The organism is Chrysosporum bergii ANA360D, from assembly GCF_029891735.1.
Taxonomy (GTDB): Bacteria; Cyanobacteriota; Cyanobacteriia; order Cyanobacteriales; family Nostocaceae; genus Umezakia; species Umezakia bergii.
In genome coordinates this window covers 14854-32915 of record NZ_JANQDH010000043.1, presented here as the reverse complement: position 1 = coordinate 32915, position 18062 = coordinate 14854, and the positions used below count along the sequence as shown (strand labels likewise).

Here is an 18062-nt window from a genome sequence, read left to right as displayed (position 1 = left end):
AGAAATGATGGCAGTAAGGATATCAAGAGCGCCACTAGCGCGAAACATCCCAATAGCCACAAAAATTGCTACTAAAAACGGTATGATGCGGACGGCAATTTCAAAGCCTTCTTTTGCTCCCTCGGTGAGAACTTCGTAAACCTTTACCCCGCGGAAATAGCCAAATAACAAGAATAAACAAATTAAAATGGGTAGTAGCCAGTTAGAAAGGTTACTAATAAAAACCATACTAAATATATGAGGCAATCCTCGGATAGAGAGGCGATAGGATACAGCTGCTAAAAATGCTACAATTAACCCTCCGAAAACGATATTACCAATTATACCCGGAGGAATTAATTCGGTTCCGGGGTTTTCGTCTTCAGGGGTTTTGCTGTCTGTGGTTTCTAATGGGGATGATAAAGGGGTTAGATGAGGGGATGCACTACGGGCAAAAAGTTTACAAGCGATAATGGCGATCGCTGTAGAAATAATGGTAGCAATAATTGAGGGCAGGACAATTGCCGCAGGATTGCTCGCCCCAGCACTAGCCCGGACAGTAATTACACTGAGGGGTAACAGTGTAACAGAGGAGGTATTAATGGCCAAAAACAAACACATGGCAGGTGTAGCCGTTCCCGGATAGGGGTTAAGTTTATTCAGTTCTGCCATAGCCTTTAAACCCATGGGGGTAGCAGCATTTCCTAAGCCCAAGGCGTTGGCTGCCATATTCATGACCATTGCCGACATAGCGGGATGATTAACGGGAATTTCCGGGAAAAGTCTACTCATCACCGGACGAATTAAGCGGGCAATAAATCGCATCATCCCTGCGGTTTCAGCCACTTTCATAATTCCCAACCACAGCGCCATAGCCCCGATTAGTCCAATGGCCAGGGTGACGGCAGTTTCAGCTGCTGTAAAGGATGCCTCTGTTAAAGCGGCCATATTACCGTTATAGGCTGCCACCACTGTGGCGGAAACAATCATAAATAGCCAAATGGCATTGAGGGGGGATGATGATTTTTTCATCTATCTATATAGACTGGGATGACAATACAGTATTGTATCCTGTTGAGGAATGATCTTGGAATTGGAGGGATTGCCTCTGGCACCGCGCTTCGCGCAATTGCACTACATATGGTTTCATGAACTTAAAGATAAATCCATTAAATTCCCTAGTTTGTAAACAATTCGCGCCCCAACATTGCCATCCCATTCACTATCACCCACTTCGCAGACATCAAAACCAATAATTTTACGTTCGCTGTTTACCAACTCCCGAAATAAACAAAAAGTTTGCTCTAACTCTAACCCCCCAGGAACAGGAGTACCCGTACTTGGGCAAAGTTTGGGGTCAAGTCCATCCACATCAAAACTAATGTAAACATATTCTGGTAAATGACTAATAATTTCTCGGCATAAATCAATCCAAGTGCTGCCAGAGTAGAGCTTTTGTTTAATAATTGGGTCATAGTAACCAATAATCCGTCCGTTTGATTGATCAATCATTGCCATTTCATCATGGGAAATGTCACGCAAGCCCACCTGCACTAACTGGGATATTTGGGGTATTTTCAGGGCATTAAACATAATAGACGCATGGGAATAGGTAAATCCCTCATAGGCGTTGCGTAAATCTGCATGGGCATCAATGTGTAAAATGCCGTAATTAGCGTATTTAGCCGCTAATGCTTGGAAGTAACCTAAAGGTACACTGTGATCACCACCAATAACTGCAACTCGTTTCCCTTGTTTCATTGCTGCTTGACACTGGGTGAATAACCATTTATTCACCTGTTCCCCGGCTTGATTAATTTCTGAGAGTAGCGAAGTTAAATCTGGCGGGTGTGTCAATTGTTGCCCTTGTTCTAGTCGGGTGATGATTTTGGCTGCTAAGGTGCGGTAATATGTGTTTTTTTCTAAGATATCTTGGGGAACTTTCATCATAAAAATTCCCTGTTTCCAGCCTTCAGGATGATGAAAATCAAACAAATCTAGTTGAACTGAAGCGTCGAGGATTCGCTGTGGTCCGTTGGCTGTACCACCACCATAAGATACAGTTACTTCCCAGGGTACAGGAATGATAATCAGGTTGGCAGATTGATAATCGTATGGCAAGCCGAAAATGTTGCCATTTATTTCACCTACGCCACTGGGATTGTAGTCTGGTTTTTCAGTCATAATGGTTTGATACAGGCCTGGATCAGCTGTTAACGTACACCCAAATACATCCTAGCTAAAAAATCAAGCTTTGCTGAATGAAGTTAATTCTTCTTCTAGTTCCCTGACTAAAGAAGCAACCACCGCTTTTAAAGAACCGGTACTTTTAAATACTTGTCGCTGGCGGATATAGCTAGGGCCTGTTTCCAGTCGTTGTGCCAGTAGATTTAAATACCACTTTTCTTCTAAAATATCCGCAGTCATGGCGATCGCATTGATAATATCCTGGACTATATCCCTGATGGGTCTGCTGTTGCCTTGGTGATCTTCAATATAATGGGCATCTAAACCCCAGCGAGAGGCTCTAAAAAAGTTTTCTTTTTCCATTAACCAAGGTAGAGGAGTTAACAAAAATCCTGTTTCTTTTCTTTCCCGGCAATCATAAAGATACAATATCAAACAATGGACGAAGGCTGCCAGCATAATTGATTCTTTGACTGTTGGTTGAGCATCCATCACCCTCACCTCTAAAGTTCCTAAATCAGGTTGGGGGCGTAAGTCCCAATGAATATCCCGAATAATCTCCCACATTCCAGCGTGTCGGGCGGTGATAAAGAAATCAGCAAAATCCTGCCAACTTTTAAACCTGGGAGGCATACCATAGGTTCTCATGGATGATAGGAAGCAGTGGCGATAAGAAGCAAAAGCGGTATCATGACCCCACCAAAAAGGGGAACTGGCAGACAGGGCTAGTAAAATGGGCAGATAAGGTTTCAGCCTAGCCATCATATCTATTGCTGCATCACCTGATGGCATTCCTACATGAATATGCAAAGCAAAAGTCATCATCATATCTGCTAAATAGCCAGATGCAGTCTGTTGGGCGATATATCTGGGAATGGGGGTAACGGTGGTAAAGCGATGGCAAAATGGATGAGTACCAGCTGTACAAATATTCATCCCTAGGTTTTGGCATTTGGTTTTAAGGCGAGAAAGAATGGCCAAAATACTGGTTTCTAACTCATGGATATTCCCACACACGGGCGAAAAAATTTCCACTGATGCTTGGTTAAACTCTGGCTGAATGAAAGAATTTTCCCCATCTTCTGCTAACAAAGGTAAAATCCCATCTACTAATTGCAGGGTATTAGGATTAAGCAGTTGCAATTCAATCTCCATCCCTAGAGAAAATTGAGGAGATCTGTTAAATTCTATGCCTGTCATACTGTTTTGTGCTTCTGGCTAGTACAGGTTGGCAGATGTGAGTTAGTGTAATTCACATTTTCTCTTGTGTACTTCTGCTTTAAAGCTGAGAAAAATAATTAACATATCCCAATACAAGGGAAAGTATTTTGCTCAAAAACCGTGTCAATATAGAAGGTAAGAAACAACAAGGGTAAAGTAGATCAAGAGGAAGGCCAAAAAACGCTGTGCAGATCACATTTTTAGGGACGAGTTCTGGTGTACCCACGCGATCGCGTAATGTTTCCAGCCTGGCGGTAAGATTACCCCAAAGGGCGGAACTATGGTTATTTGACTGTGGCGAAGGTACTCAGCATCAAATTTTGCGGAGTGACCTAAAAATGAGCCAACTATCCCGGATTTTTATCACCCATCTGCACGGTGACCATATATTTGGCTTAATGGGACTGCTGGCCAGTTGCGGTTTAGGTGGTAATGTCGAACGAGTGGATATTTACGGACCGCCTGGATTAAATGAATATATCCAAGCCTGTACACGTTACTCCCACACACATTTTTCCTATCCGGTGAAAGTTCATGTTGTCCATCCGGGAATAATTTATGAGGACGAAGAATATACCGTTAGCTGTGGTCTTTTACATCACCGCATCACAGCATTTGGTTATCGCATAGCAGAAAAAGACCGACCAGGACGCTTTGATGTGGAAAAAGCCCAAGCCTTGGCCATTCCTCCCGGTCGAATTTACGGACAACTCAAGCGTGGTCAAACAGTTACTCTCGCCGATGGACGAATAATTAAGGGTACTGAATTATGTGGTGCTACAGAAATTGGACGCAAAATAGCCTACTGTACAGATACAATTTATTCTGATGGTGCGGTGGAATTAGCCCAAGATGCCGATGTATTAATTCATGAGGCTACCTTTGCCCACCAAGATGCGGATTTAGCCTTTCAGCGACTGCATTCTACCACCACTATGGCGGCGCAAACAGCCTTAGCAGCAGGAGTGCATCGGCTGATTATGACTCATTTCAGTCCCCGTTATGCTCCCGGAAACCCCATAGAGTTAAAAGATTTACTGGATGAGGCCAGGGCAATTTTTCCCAATACAGATATGGCTTATGATTTCTGGAGTTATGCTGTACCCAGGCGACGAGAAGCTGAATTAACGGAAATCATTCAGTAAAAAAATACAAACTACTCAAATTTATCAACAGTTCTGGATGTAATGTTATTTACGATGAACAGTTAAGTCAACTAGAAACTGTACTGGCGTTTTTTGCTACTTTTGTACTGGAGAGTAGGTTAGTTCAAGAAATTATGAGGTGGGATATGGCTGTGTTACGTGAGTCGCCCTGGTATCAAGAAATTGAGCAGCGTGGTATTCGTATTGGTGAACAACGGGGAAGGCGAGAGGAAATTTTATCCAACATCGCCACGGTTTTAGAAGCTAAATTTGGTAACCGTGGTTTGGAGTTAATGCCCCAAATCACCGAAGTTTCTGATTTAGAGCGCTTGCAGCATATTTTCCGCACTATTGTTGTAGCCAACACAATTGCAGAATTGCCAAATACTTTTTGATCAAATTAGGAGATTAGAGCCATTAGTGGGTAGTGGGTAGTTAAAAATTAAAAATTACCTGACCAATACCCTTGACAATTTCCAAAACGTGGTAACCGCTTGTGTGGTTGCTGCCGCTTTTGTCGTGGCTTCTAGATAACATTTACCTGGCTAGAGAAATAATAATTATTGTGGTTGCCATTAAAGAACATGGACCCACATATGGCTACAGTAGATTATTTATACTGCTTATCGCAGGCTTGTTTAGGAAGCCCTATACGAAAAACCAAAAACTAATCACTGATGACTAATGACTATTGCATAATTATAAAGAACTGGCAACTTCCCAGGGTAGATAATAGTCTTATCTTAGGTAGTAAAGACTATGGTCCAGAGGGTCAAACAGATAGTTAAATGTGATTTCAATGATCAAGATGAAATTTCAACTGTTTAATAGTTCTTTATTTTCCCGGGTTAAAGTACGTCATTGGTGGATAGGTATCTTCTTGTGGATGGCTTTAGTAGCTCCGGCTCAAGCATCTGTAATTCTGCGTGTGGCAATTCAGAGGGGAGTTAATCAAGTGAAAGTTGGCAGTTCCACAACTGCCATGGTTAAAGATAGTACCGGACGTACTCTCGGAAAACTGCCAGCTAGGAGTTCATTTAGTGCCCAAAGTATCCCCGGTGGTGTGGCTCTGAATAGGTGGCAGTCTGGTTTATTTTGGATTGAACCAACAGATGATGGTTTTGTTTATATTGGCGATCGCTGGTATCGTGGTAGAACTTTAGTTTTACCGACAGATAAAGGTTTAGATGCCATTAACTGGGTTGATTTAGAAGAATACCTCTACAGTGTCATCGGTGGTGAAATGGATGCTGGCTGGCCAGAAGAGGCACTGAAAGCCCAAGCGATCGCCGCTCGTACTTACGCCCTCTACAAGCGCAACCAACAGCGCAATCATCCCACCTATGATTTAGGGGATAGTCCAGACCGTTGGCAGATTTACAAAGGAGTCATCAGTGAATCTCCTGCTACTTATGGGGCAGTAGATTCTACCGCAGGGAAAGTATTAACATATAACAATGAGATTATTCTTTCGGTTTTCCATGCTTGTTCTGGGGGACACACAGAAAATGTGGAAGATGTTTGGGGAAATCCCCTTGCTTACCTCCGGGCTGTTCAAGACTACGACCAAAATATCAGTGCCTGTAATTGGGTAAGAACTTTTTCTCCCAAGGAAATTAGCTCTAAAATTTCTGGGGTGGGCAATGTCAAAGACATGAGCGCACAAGCCTATTCCCCTTTCCGTAGCGTTAAAGTTTTAAAAATTGTCGGTGATAAAGGTACAAAGGTGCTAAAAGGTGAAGAAGTGCGTACTGCACTTAAACTAAAAAGCACTCGCTTTAGTATCAGTAGAGATGAGGCTGGTAACTTTGTACTACAAGGTTTAGGCTTTGGTCATGGCTTAGGAATGAGTCAGTGGGGAGCATACAATCTAGCTCGACAAGGAGCCAACCACCTGCAAATTTTAGGACATTATTACCAAGGAGTAACTTTAACGCCTATTAAAACTAAGTAACAAAGTTATTTGGTAGTAGAATACCTGGTATATCAAGGTGAAAGCTTGATTCAGACAGCCCTAAGTAATTTTGGCAAGAGTAGGTTTCTCCTACTCCCTACCTCCTTGTTGTAAGCGCCTTTGCCATTCAGCGTCAATTTGTGCGGAACGCTCAACTTCTTGGTCGAGTAAGTCGGTTTCAGTGGAATATACTAAATCTTCACTGCCAATGACTTTTTCTGAGGTAAATTGCTGTGCGTAGTCGATTTTTCGCAGTAAAGTTTCATCTGGGTTGGCTAATAGTTTAACCCGGGACAGGCGATCGCGGTTACGTGCGGCAATTTTTTGATTACGCCATTGAATCCAAAGATAACGTACCAATGGTACAGCTAAAAAACCAGTACCATAACCCAACAACAGCCAGTAAACACCTTGTACAAAAGCCACTAACCCCCCCAATTGAGCAGCAGCAGTACCATCAGCAATCAAACCTCCTAATATTAATGCTGCCACCAAGTTAAGCACACCCAAACCAGCCGCCAGCATAATCTGTCCTGAACTGGCTGCACTAAAACGCCAAGGATATTCTTCCAAATGGCTTGGTACTGGCTGAGGACTGGTTTTAGTTGCTTTCACCTGCAACTCTGGGAAATAATAGACAATTTGCCCTTCAGGACTTACTTGTGGTTGTCCATTAAATCGAGTCAGCACCGGCAGCATATAATCTTCATACTCTTGTGTATAACTTTCACCCAAATCATCGAGATAAGGGGAAATTTGTTCTGCTACTACAGCACCACGATGATTACCAATCACAGCAGCAACTTCTTGCCATCGCCGTTCTTCTAAATTAGCATTAGGATTACCATCGCCAAACAAAAACGAAAACACAGCCTCAAAGAAGTTCAAATTACTTTGATTGCCTCTGCGTTGTTGTCTTTGATATTGCCGTTCTTGGTAGCCGGTACCGTAGTAATTGGGGCTAAAGTACCAAAATAAATCTGGGAAGGGGAAAAAGAAGAACCCACCCTCCCGAGAACTGCTACCCCTATCGTTACCCTCCCGATCTGAGTTAGAAGCAGTAACAATAATAATGATGGTCAGAGTTATTAGGGCAATGGAAACAATTAAGAAAATACCGAAGGAAATACGGATCAGGTAAAAGAGAACATTCCATACTTTTTTCCACCATTCCCGCAACCGCATCTGAAGGTATTTATTACGCAAAATATCGCGGAAGTTTCGCGGAAATTGGTAAACAATATCACCTGTTTCTGCAACTTGTAAATGTCCGCCAGCATCAGAGGCCAAAGCTAACAACCCTTGACTAGCCTCGGCAATATTCAACCCTGCCTGACTTGACACATCACCAACAGTCACTCGGTAGCCCAGTTTTTCTACAGCCTGCATAATGGTGGGATTGGGAGTCACTTCTCTTCCCTCCTGTGAGAATTTACTTTCATTTATTTTAAGTATAAAGTTTTATTTTAGTTTGTAGTGGGGGCATCTTGCCCGCTAGTCTTATTTAATAATTTGTGTCTAGCTGGAAGTGAATTGGTATAACACCGCCCCCATGTTATGATCATGTGGCTTGGCTTGGTTAATCACCAATTTTTCTGCTCTAAGTATGGTTCAGTACACTCTCGCTCAAAGTCCAGAAATTCTACTCACTGTTTCTGGAAAAGATTCAGCCAAAGCCCGTGAGAAAGCTATGGATCAGCTGATAGAATTGATTGATGCGGGTCAGCTGCCCACGGAACTGGAAGAGGGATTTGGCCCCCAACAATTAATTGAGGTAAAAGAATCAAGTCATGATTCTGTCGGTGGCGAGGACAGCATTACCCAAGCTGTCCAGATTTTGAATAATCTAGCCACTCTTAAGCTGAAGGTACAAGAATCACGGGCTGATGCACTAGAAATTCGTCAGGCTGTTGATGTTCTGTTTTCAGATAGTTTAATCACAGAAGAAGAAATTTCTCGTCTGAAAGAGGGTTTTAAAATCTTGAAAAACTTTGCCCAGGCTAATTTGCGTTACCAAGAAGCACGAGCTAAAGCAGAACACGCACGGCAAGTTTTAGATGCAGCTTTAAAATCTCCAGAGTAATAGATATCTCCAGAAATACAATATGCCTCTTTGGTTAACTTTTGTAGGGACGTTCCATGGAATGTCCCTACATTCTTTACCTTCCTCTGATTTTCTTCGCAGTTGAAGCAACAGAACCATGACCTACTATTTCAGTATTTATATTTTGCTGGTAATATTGCTGATAGTAGTTGTGAGAAACACTAGTAGATTCCTTAGACCTGTTAGCGATCATGCCTAACATAGGAGTACCAGAAATTTGAATTTCTTCTAATACTTGTAGTAGTGCAGTGCGTTTGAGTTTACCTAAACCTGCCACTAGCACAATACCGTTAGTATTAGCAGCTATGAGGTGAGCATCCGCAAAACCCAACAGGGGTGGGGTGTCATAAATAACTAAATCAAAACTTGCTTGCAAATTATCCATTAACTCCTGCATCTTGCGGGAAGCAAGTAGTCTCACCGAGTCTGGCGGAATAGGCCCTGCCATCATGACAAACAAATTTTCTTCCAAGGGCGATCGCTCGATCACATTATGCCAGTCTAAGTCTTGGGAAATTACATCTGTTAATCCTTGAATATTCATTAGTCCTACCCGAGTATGTAAGCTAGGACAACGCAAATTACCATCCACCAGTAACACTCTTTGACCCATGGCTGCAGCCGCTTGTGCTAGTTGTATGGCAACAGTAGACTTACCATCTCCCAGACCCGGTGAACTGATAACTAAAGAACGAATGGGAATATCTGAACCCAACAGCAAAATATTTGTGTACAGTGAGCGAAAAACTTCAAAAAATGAAGCGTTATTCACTGGTGGTAATGCTGGAGATAAATTATTTTTTTGGTTAGTTGTTTCCAGTTCTTTTTTCAAAGGAACTATGCCTAACAGTGGCAGTTTGGTAGTATCTTTGAGTTCTTGAGCAGTGTAAAATATGTTGCTGAGTTTATCCACCACTAAAGCTGCTCCTACACCCAATAATAAACCTAAAGCACTGCCTACTGCTAAGTTCCTGGTGGCACTATCTGATACAGCACCGGGATTATTCACTTTAGCCAATTTGGGATCAAGTAACACCCAAGGCTGCTGTTTTTGACCTTTCTCTATTTCTAAGGCTTGTTGTGTAGCTGTAAATTGAGTTAGGGCATCAGTGGCAATTTGTAATTCCCGTTCAATGTTGGCATAATTACGGCTAATAGTGGCTAACACTCTAATTTCATTGTTGAGATTGTCGATTTTTGCTACCAAAGAACTATCACGGGCTGACAGCGATCGGATACGGCTTTGTAAATCTTTTTGTACCCGCAATTCTTCTTGAGTCAGCAAAGGCAGTAAATAAGCTTTTCGCTCTCTCAAAGTCAAGATAATGGGATTATTATCTTGGAATATGGCCAACTTCTCTGTAATTTCCAGGTCTGCCTTTTGAATTTCATTCAATATACTTTGGTAGCGAGTATTTTCACCGAGCAAAGAATTACCAGCCCTTTCTCCTGGTTGGAGGGCTAACTCACTTTGTAAATCTTGATATCTAGCTATTAACTGTTCTAGCTCTACTCTATTTTCTATTTGCTGTTGTCTCACATTAGCCATTTGTGTAGACAATTCTTGAGATTTTTGTGTAGGGTCAATTAAGCTATTTTGTAATCGTAATTTTCGTAGCTCATTTTGCCAAAATTTTACCCGTTCATCTAAAGGTTTTCTTTGTTCATTAACAAAATTAATTGCCTGGACAACATCTGACTGGCGCTGCTCTAGACTGTAATTCAGATAAGCCTCTGCTAGTAAGTTAGCAAAATCTCTAGCTAGTTTCTCATCTGGGTTGATAAATTGAACATTGATGATATTTGGCTGTGCGGAGGTAATAGTTAAGTTTTTAACAAAAAATTTGTACAGCAGGTTAGGGGTGATTTCTGCATATTCAGCTTCAATATTAGCAATATACTCTGGATATTGCAGTTTCAGCCTTTCAATAAACTGTGGATCTTGTTTCTTCAGCTGTTCAATAATTGGTTCGATAATCAGGGGACTCTGCAAAACTGTAATTGTGGTCTGAAGTTCTTGTTGTTCTTGAGCATTATTTCCAGTCAGTTGCGGATTGAGGGTTTGAGGTACACTGGCTATAACCTGACTTTCTCCAGTTACTCGTTTAGTTAAAATATCAAAATTCGCTTGATACACTGGAGGATCTGTTTTTGCTTTTAATACAGCTACCGATGCTAATAAGCCTGTTATACTCACAATTAACAACAATCGCCGACGCAAGACTGCGACAATTTGACCTAGATTCAATTCGTCATCATAATCATTTAACTGAATTGTTTTCACTTGTGATAACAGGTGAGGAGATTTGTGTGACTGGATCATAGTATTGGTAATTTAAACTACTGCAATTCTTGACGGAGACAAGTTAATTAATGTATGTAGTTGATTTTGGGAATTATTGCTTGATATTGCTCAATATCATCTGAGGAAAATAAGCTAATACTGTATTTTTTTGTAATAACTGGGGTATCATACACATTATTTTCAATACATTACTGAAGATATTGTGTAACTGGGAGCAATTTTTTATAACTTTAACATTGTGTTGGTTAAAGTTGTTTATTGACTTACATTTATCTACTAAGCTATACAGAAACTTTACATTATATTCACATTATGTGATGTTATTTTCCGGGGGCATTTTCTTTTTTAAGTTCAATAATATACTCAATAACCATGGCAACTCTTGTCCCGCTAATGTGAACATATTTCCTAAAACTTGTTTAATTAGTTGGCTCACGGGTTAAGTCTGGCACAAGTTTGATGTTCCTGATCACACTAGCTCATCATGTATTACCCCATAAGACCAGCATCACTATCCAGTCTTTACAAAAATCTCAAAAATGAAAGCAAAAAACAAGGAGCAGATTCCTCTGCTCCTCAACTGGGGCGCTAGGATTCGAACCTAGGGATGGCGGGACCAAAACCCGCTGCCTTACCGCTTGGCTACGCCCCAACGTTTCACATTAAATAATCTAGCATCTCCCCCGGAATAATGTCAAGTGGTTTGAGCAGAAATTTTTAAAACAGTTGGGAGGAATGATTTTACAGCCTCTGGGCAGTGTGGCAATTATTGAGAAATCTCACCCAGAGGCCATCTACAGACCTAATTTGTCAATTTTCTGTTGAACTAGTCATGTCAGCTACTCTCCAACGCTTTATGAAAACTTCATATTTATGTATTTTTTATGTAAACTTATCCCAATAAATAATACATCTATGTATACTAGCTTTGGATATAACACGTAAGTATATTATCTAAGTATTGATTTTGTCTATGAAAAAAGCAAATAAAAGATAAAATACCGGGTGAATCGAGAAAATAGGCAGTCATAGGAGAAAAATATGAACTTTACACCAATAAATACTGATATTTCCGAGAATTGCATAGTTGTAGCAGTTAAAGAACAAATATTTTCCGAGGTTGGCCAAGAAGCGGTGATTTTGCATCTCAATACGGGAATTTACCACGGGGTAAATGAAGTAGGAACGAGGATATGGAATTTGATTCAACAGCCAAAAGCTGTAAAAGATATTAAGCAGATTCTTTTACAAGAGTATGCAGTGACATCTGAAGATTGCGATCGCGACCTGATCGCATTGCTGAAAGACTTTCTCGCCGTTGCATTAATAGAGGTAAAAAATGAGATTACTACGTAAATTTATGTACTTGAGTAGGAGCGATCGCCATTTTTTCATCAAAACTTTCTGTTTACTAGCAGTAATCACGCTAGGATTGCACTTACTACAGTTTCATCACCTCTTGAAACTCCTCACCAAAATTAGTCAACGGAGTAATCAAAGACAGATAACGGCAACAGTATCTATAAGTAAAATTCTTTGGGCAATCAACACAGCAACCCAATATATACCCCATGCTAAGTGTTTAGCGCGTGCCTTGACCACCCAAGTATTGATGACTCGTTATGGACACTCCGCTAAACTGCGGATAGGGGTTGTCAAACAACAAACAGGAAAGCTACAAGCTCATGCTTGGATTGAACATCAAGGAATAGTTGTTATGGGTAATCTCCACGAGCTTTCCCGCTACATCCCACTACCATCCCTTTCAGGAGTCAAAATATGAGCGGTATGGTGGGCATTAAAGATTTCACTGGACATCCAGTCAACCGGCGAGATTTAGAACAGTTGCTTGATCTCATTGCCCATAGAGGTGCTGATGTTACAAACATCTGGGTAGAAGGTTCCACTGGTTTTGCACATGGGATGTTATGGACAACGGCTGAATCCTTATGGGAAAAACTGCCCTTAGTGGCACAAGCAGGAAACCTGGTGATTACTGCCGATGCCAGAATTGATAATCGGGACGAACTACAATCACAATTGAAACTTGACACAGGTCCAATAAATAAAATTACAGACAGTGAATTTATATTAGCTGCCTATGAAAAATGGGGTGAATCTTGCCCCAAGCACCTTTTAGGTGACTTTGCTTTTGCCATTTGGGATCAAGGTCAACAATGTCTTTTCTGTGCCAGAGACCATTTTGGGGTCAAGCCATTCTATTATTACCACCAGCCTGGTAGGATTTTTCTATTTGCCTCTGAACTAAAAGCGGTTTTGGGTTTCCCAGCAGTACCAGCCCTCCTCAATGAGGTGATGCTGGCCTACTACTTAATAGGACACCACGAAGAAACAGCCCTCACCATCTATCAAGACATACTAAGACTTCCTCCTGCTCACAGCATGAGAGTTAGTCAATCAGGTATAGAATTATCGCCCTACTGGTTCCTTGACCCCCACCGGGAAATAAAACTCAAATCAGACCCAGATTATGCTGAGGCATTTAGAGAAATTTTTACAGAAGCTGTGGGTTGTCGTCTGCGTAGTGTTTTCCCCATTGCTTCTCATCTCAGTGGGGGGCTAGATTCTTCTGCAGTCACCTGTGTAGCCAGACAAATTCTGGACCAAACAGGAAAAACTCAGTTAAACACCTTCTCCAACATTTTCGATCAAGTTCCTGAATGTGACGAACGCCCTTTTATTAACGCAGTCCTAAACCAAGGTACACAAAAAACTCATTACATACACGCTGACCAACGCACGGCTTTATCTGACTTAGAGCAAATATGGCAATACGAGGATCAAGCCTACACAGGCCCTAGTCATTTCCTAGTTTGGGGATTAAATCATGCCGCACATCAAGCAGGTATGCGAGTAGTTTTAGACGGTTTAGATGGTGATAATACAGTATCCCATGGAGGGGTGAGACTAACTGAGTTGGTGCGTCTTGGTGAATGGGAAACTTTTGCCCAGGAAGTTAAGATCATATCTCACTATTTTCCTCACATATCCCCATTATTCCTACTCAATAGCCATGCCACTGCATATTTAACAGAATTGGCACAACAATCACGTTGGGGAGCCTTTGCCCAAGCAACTAATAAAATTCATCAACATTTTGGTATTTCTCGTCAACAACTGTGGCTGAAGTTGGGCTTACGTCAACTAATTCCCCAACCTATCCGGCAAACTTGGCATAGTTTACGCCGAAAAAATCAGTTTTTAATTAACCCTAATTTTGCCAAGTGTATTAATCTAGAACAGCGCCTTAAAACCTGCGGTAGACCCCAAAGTTTACCCCTGACAGCTAGAGAAGAACATTGGCGAAATCTGACTGCGGGTATATTCCCTTACATTTTGGAAAGAACAGATTTATATGCAGCAGCGTTTTCTCTAGAAGCCCGTCATCCTTTTATGGATAAGCGACTGATTGAATTTTGTCTCGCCCTACCTTCTGAGCAAAAACTTAATCAAGGATGGAGCAGAATGGTCATGCGTCGCGGACTAGCAAATATCCTACCGGAAAAAGTCCAATGGCGTAGAGATAAGGCAGATATGACACCTAATCTTCTCCGAGGGATGTTAACCATAGACCGTCAACTACTGGATCAGGTAATTTTCCAAAAAATAACCTGCTTTGAGCAATACATAAATATAGACTTCTTGCATCAAGCTTATCAAAGATTCACATCAGGTAAACCAGTGAGTGATTTTGACCTGATGACAGTTTGGCGAGCAACAATTTTATCCCTGTGGCTCCACCACACCCAGGTGAAGCCCTAACTTCAAAACTTGCTTGGCAGGTAGTAATTAAACCGTAAGTCCAAGCCTGTAGATCACCAATCTACTTTTCATTAGCTGATATCAAACAACTATCACGAGGTTACATGATGAAATCTTACACAGCACCAAAACTTACTGTTTACGGTAAAGTCCAAGACCTGACCCAAGTTGTTGGCAGTACAGGCGGTAATGATACTTTTTTTAACGCCGATGGTTCAGTATTTGGTAGAGCTACATCAACAGAAGATGTGAGATCCACTACGCAGGTGACACTCATATCATAAAAATCCAATTATTCACAATTAGGAGACTGCTGATGAAAATTTACGCAGCACCAAAACTCACTGTTTACGGTAAAGTCCAAGACCTGACCCAAGTTGTTGGTAATACAGGGGGAACAGACACTTTTTTTGACTCAGATGGTCGCGGAATAGCCGGAGGTTCTTCAAGAGTAGATGTTAGGGCTACATCCCCCGTGAGCATTTCATAAGTGTTCACAGGTAAGTCGGGTAAGTCCGGTTAGTAGGGTGCGTCAGAGTGTATATGGCAAATAGCTTATGTTTCATATCTGACGCACGTCAAATATTTCTCTCCTCAATTAAACTTAGATAAAAATGTATATATATACAGCCTACAATCTCTGTATTTACTCAGAAATTGAATTACCAGAACTATTCAGCGCCCAGGGAAATCCTCAAGTGATAGTGCGGCGAGGAAGACTAGATAATATACATCCAGAAACTACGGACGGAGGCAACATTATACTCTCCCCAATTAGTTTTGGGGTCAGGTTTTTGATTCAAAATGGATGTGAAATTACTTTTGATGCCGATTCTATAGTAGATGAATCAACAATCCGGGCTTTACTTTTGGGCTTCGCCATGTCATTGTTATTACGACAACGGGGATTATTAGTCCTCCACGGTAGCAGCGTTGTTATTAATAATGGAGTGGTGGGATTTATTGGGGGTTCTGGATGGGGGAAGTCAACCTTAGCGGAAACTTTCCGCACTCAAGGCTATCCAATTTTGACAGATGATGTCATGCCCATCCAAACAAATACAGAATATCCCCTAGTTATGCCTAGTTTTCCCCAAATTAAACTTTGGCCGGAAACTGCTGCTGTTTTAGGACATGACCTTGAAAAATTAACTCAAGTTATACCTAATTTACCCAAACTTGCCCACAGATTTACTGATGGATTTTCTCAAGAATCTCTACCTCTAAAAAAAATTTATATTTTGGCAAAAGGTAGTAACCATGAAATTATCCCACTTTCACCCCAAATTGCTGTTTTAGAATTAATACGTCATACTCGTTCAACCGAGTGGATGACAAATATTGAGTTTAAAAAATCAAATCTGCAACAATGCGCCAGTTTAGCTAAGAATGTATCTATCTCTCGCTTTACCAGAAAACCTGCTTTAGCAGACCTGATCCAGTTAGTCCAATTAGTACAAGCAGACCTGAGCAACTCCATAGTTAAGGTTTCTCAAAATCAGCCCCACTTGAACACAATTTTTTGTGGTAGGAGTCATAAGTTTTGATTAGTAGGTTAAAAAAAAGCTTTTTTCAGCTCTGTTATATACCTCAGACAATTAGCCTAGTCTGGAGTGCATCTCGCTATTGGACTTTAGCTTGGGGTGTTTTGTTAGTGATTCAGGGACTATTACCTGTTGTTACTGTTTATCTCACTCGGTGGTTAGTTGATAGCCTAGTGATGGTTATGGGTGCGGGTGTATCTGGGCAAAGTTGGGAAAAAATTGTCTTTCCAGTTGCTCTGATGGGGTGTGTATTACTGTTAACAGAGTTGCTGCGAAGCACTAGCCAATGGGTTCGCACTGCTCAGTCAGATTTAGTACAAGATTATATTAGCGCTTTGGTTCATGGCCAGTCAGTGGCTATTGATTTAGGTTGTTATGAATCATCAGAGTATCATGACCATTTAAACCGCGCACGCAGTAATGCTGGAGAAAATTCTTTGAGTTTATTAGAAAATACTGGTAATTTGTTGCAAAATAGCTTAACTCTTTTTTCTATGGCGGCTATTTTGTTGCCCTACGGAGTTTGGCTACCTTTAGTATTAATTATTAGTGCTTTGCCATCTTTATATATTGTATTAAAGCTGAATAAGCAATATCATCAATGGTGGCAGAAGACAACTATAGATAGAAGGTGGCTGGAATATTACGAAATACTACTTACTGATAGTAGCATTGCGGCAGAGATGCGATTATTCAATTTAGGTTCTTATTTCCACGCAGCTTACCAAAAATTGCGTTGTCGCCTACGTCGGGAGAATTTACAGTTAATTAGAGCGCAAAGTAATGGTCGTCTTGCTGCTAGTGTGATCACTCTTTTTATTTCTGGGGCGGCTTTGGCTTGGATGGGGAGACAAGTTTTATTAGGATTAATTTCTTTGGGTGACTTGGCACTATTCTATCAATCATTTAATAAGGGTCAGACTTTAATGAAATCTCTGTTGGGTAACCTAGGGGAAGTATACAAAAATAGCTTGTTTGTCAAAAATCTGTTTGAATTTTTACAGTTAAAATACAAGATTGTTGACCCTCCCCAACCCTTACCTACACCAAAAAAATTGCGCCAAGGTATTCGTTTTTGTCAGGTAACTTTTCGTTATCCGGGGAGCGATCGCCCGGTGTTAGAAAACTTTAATCTCACCATCCCAGCCGGTAAAATTGTGGCAATTGTTGGGGATAACGGGGCGGGTAAGAGTACCCTCATCAAGCTGCTTTGCCGTTTTTATGACCCGGAAGCGGGTAGTGTGGAGTTAGAAGGAACGCCACTACACAAATTCTCAGTGGAAGAACTGCGCCGCTTGATTACGGTTTTATTTCAATTCCCAGTTCCTTATTTTGTTACTGCTGCCCAAAATATTGCTTTGGGAGATTTAAAAGTTACCCCAACCATAGATGATATTCAAGCAGCAGCCCTTTACGCAGGAGTCCATGAAACTATTGAACGTTTACCTCAAGGCTATAATTCTATGTTGGGAAAATGGTTTCCTGGGGGTAGTGACCTGAGTGGTGGTGAATGGCAACGTCTAGCCCTGGCTCGGTCATTCTTTCGCCGTTCCCAAATAGTTATCCTCGATGAACCCACCAGCGCCATGGACCCCTGGGCAGAACATGATTGGTTACTGAGATTCCGGAAATTATCAAGCGATCGCACCGCCATTGTCATTACCCATCGTTTCACACTAGCCATGCAGGCAGATATTATTCACGTCATGCGTGATGGTCAAATTGTAGAATCTGGCAGTCATGACCAATTATTAGCCCTCAAGGGTCTTTATGCCCAATCTTGGCAAGCCCAAACCCAAGCAAACTCTAACCCCCCTGCACTTAGCTCTACACTTTAATT

At 41.4% G+C, this 18062-nt stretch carries 15 protein-coding genes, 1 tRNA gene and 1 pseudogene; 11 read left to right on the top strand and 6 right to left on the bottom strand.

What is annotated here, in order from left to right:
- The 3 genes from NWP17_RS06765 to NWP17_RS06755 form a co-directional block, all read right to left on the bottom strand.
- Positions 1–1011 (bottom strand): nucleoside recognition domain-containing protein (locus NWP17_RS06765; protein WP_280654153.1); only part of this gene is annotated, 1011 nt, incomplete at its 3' end.
- 114 nt (positions 1012–1125) lie between these two features.
- A complete protein-coding gene (gene speB / locus NWP17_RS06760; protein WP_425332652.1) occupies positions 1126–2163 on the bottom strand; it encodes an agmatinase SpeB in 1038 nt (345 codons plus the stop codon).
- A gap of 63 nt (positions 2164–2226) precedes the next feature.
- On the bottom strand, positions 2227–3366 hold the full coding sequence (locus NWP17_RS06755) for a carboxylate-amine ligase (RefSeq protein WP_280654152.1): 1140 nt from the start codon (positions 3364–3366) through the stop codon (positions 2227–2229).
- Positions 3367–3572: 206 nt separating this feature from the next.
- Between NWP17_RS06755 and NWP17_RS06750 the strand changes: the two genes are divergently transcribed.
- The 3 genes and pseudogenes from NWP17_RS06750 (at position 3573) to NWP17_RS06740 (ending at position 6486) form a co-directional block, all read left to right on the top strand.
- Entirely contained in the window at positions 3573–4532 is a 960-nt protein-coding gene (locus NWP17_RS06750) for a ribonuclease Z (protein WP_280654151.1), read from the top strand.
- Between the two features lie 53 nt (positions 4533–4585).
- Positions 4586–4927: pseudogene (locus tag NWP17_RS06745) on the top strand (transposase); the annotation flags it as partial.
- 413 nt (positions 4928–5340) lie between these two features.
- Positions 5341–6486 (top strand): SpoIID/LytB domain-containing protein, encoded by a 1146-nt coding sequence (locus NWP17_RS06740; protein WP_280654150.1) that lies wholly within the window; start codon positions 5341–5343, stop codon positions 6484–6486.
- 90 nt (positions 6487–6576) lie between these two features.
- Here NWP17_RS06740 and NWP17_RS06735 read toward each other — a convergent pair whose 3' ends face one another.
- Positions 6577–7896, bottom strand: a complete 1320-nt coding sequence (locus NWP17_RS06735) for a hypothetical protein (protein ID WP_280654149.1) — start codon at positions 7894–7896, stop codon at positions 6577–6579.
- 196 nt (positions 7897–8092) lie between these two features.
- Between NWP17_RS06735 and NWP17_RS06730 the strand changes: the two genes are divergently transcribed.
- Positions 8093–8569, top strand: coding sequence for a hypothetical protein (locus NWP17_RS06730; protein ID WP_280654148.1), 477 nt, complete (start codon positions 8093–8095; stop codon positions 8567–8569).
- Positions 8570–8645: 76 nt separating this feature from the next.
- On the opposite strand, the gene NWP17_RS06725 is transcribed toward NWP17_RS06730, so the two are convergent.
- Both NWP17_RS06725 and NWP17_RS06720 read right to left on the bottom strand, forming a co-directional pair.
- A complete protein-coding gene (locus NWP17_RS06725; protein WP_280654147.1) occupies positions 8646–10913 on the bottom strand; it encodes a GumC family protein in 2268 nt (755 codons plus the stop codon).
- A 562-nt stretch (positions 10914–11475) separates the two neighbouring features.
- Positions 11476–11547, bottom strand: a tRNA-Gln gene (locus NWP17_RS06720).
- Positions 11548–11936: 389 nt separating this feature from the next.
- Between NWP17_RS06720 and NWP17_RS06715 the strand changes: the two genes are divergently transcribed.
- From NWP17_RS06715 to NWP17_RS06685, 7 genes are all read left to right on the top strand, one after another.
- Positions 11937–12251, top strand: coding sequence for a PqqD family protein (locus NWP17_RS06715; RefSeq protein WP_280654146.1), 315 nt, complete (start codon positions 11937–11939; stop codon positions 12249–12251).
- Positions 12235–12678 (top strand): lasso peptide biosynthesis B2 protein, encoded by a 444-nt coding sequence (locus NWP17_RS06710; RefSeq protein WP_280654145.1) that lies wholly within the window; start codon positions 12235–12237, stop codon positions 12676–12678. The genes NWP17_RS06715 and NWP17_RS06710 overlap by 17 nt, the downstream gene beginning before the upstream one ends.
- Positions 12675–14678, top strand: coding sequence for a lasso peptide isopeptide bond-forming cyclase (locus NWP17_RS06705; protein WP_280654144.1), 2004 nt, complete (start codon positions 12675–12677; stop codon positions 14676–14678). The genes NWP17_RS06710 and NWP17_RS06705 overlap by 4 nt, the downstream gene beginning before the upstream one ends.
- 107 nt (positions 14679–14785) lie before the next feature.
- A complete protein-coding gene (locus tag NWP17_RS06700) occupies positions 14786–14962 on the top strand; it encodes a lasso peptide (RefSeq protein ID WP_280654143.1) in 177 nt (58 codons plus the stop codon).
- Positions 14963–14994: 32 nt separating this feature from the next.
- Positions 14995–15168: a lasso peptide gene (locus NWP17_RS06695; RefSeq protein WP_280654142.1), complete on the top strand. Its 174-nt coding sequence runs from the start codon at positions 14995–14997 to the stop codon at positions 15166–15168.
- Positions 15169–15292: 124 nt separating this feature from the next.
- Complete coding sequence (locus NWP17_RS06690) at positions 15293–16225, top strand: hypothetical protein (protein WP_280654141.1); 933 nt, start codon at positions 15293–15295, stop codon at positions 16223–16225.
- 107 nt (positions 16226–16332) lie between these two features.
- On the top strand, positions 16333–18060 hold the full coding sequence (locus NWP17_RS06685; RefSeq protein ID WP_342394001.1) for an ABC transporter ATP-binding protein: 1728 nt from the start codon (positions 16333–16335) through the stop codon (positions 18058–18060).
- The last annotated feature ends 2 nt before the right edge of the window (positions 18061–18062 follow it).

Bases quoted from the DNA above. Each gene is read 5' to 3' on its own strand.
- NWP17_RS06740 (WP_280654150.1), top strand. From the start codon at position 5,341: ATGAAATTTCAACTGTTTAATAGTTCTTTATTTTCCCGGGTTAAAGTA.
- speB (WP_425332652.1), bottom strand. From the start codon at position 2,163: ATGACTGAAAAACCAGACTACAATCCCAGTGGCGTAGGTGAAATAAAT.
- NWP17_RS06730 (WP_280654148.1), top strand. From the start codon at position 8,093: ATGGTTCAGTACACTCTCGCTCAAAGTCCAGAAATTCTACTCACTGTT.
- NWP17_RS06700 (WP_280654143.1), top strand. From the start codon at position 14,786: ATGAAATCTTACACAGCACCAAAACTTACTGTTTACGGTAAAGTCCAA.
- NWP17_RS06695 (WP_280654142.1), top strand. From the start codon at position 14,995: ATGAAAATTTACGCAGCACCAAAACTCACTGTTTACGGTAAAGTCCAA.
- NWP17_RS06725 (WP_280654147.1), bottom strand. From the start codon at position 10,913: ATGATCCAGTCACACAAATCTCCTCACCTGTTATCACAAGTGAAAACA.
- NWP17_RS06710 (WP_280654145.1), top strand. From the start codon at position 12,235: ATGAGATTACTACGTAAATTTATGTACTTGAGTAGGAGCGATCGCCAT.
- NWP17_RS06705 (WP_280654144.1), top strand. From the start codon at position 12,675: ATGAGCGGTATGGTGGGCATTAAAGATTTCACTGGACATCCAGTCAAC.
- NWP17_RS06690 (WP_280654141.1), top strand. From the start codon at position 15,293: ATGTATATATATACAGCCTACAATCTCTGTATTTACTCAGAAATTGAA.
- NWP17_RS06715 (WP_280654146.1), top strand. From the start codon at position 11,937: ATGAACTTTACACCAATAAATACTGATATTTCCGAGAATTGCATAGTT.
- NWP17_RS06755 (WP_280654152.1), bottom strand. From the start codon at position 3,366: ATGACAGGCATAGAATTTAACAGATCTCCTCAATTTTCTCTAGGGATG.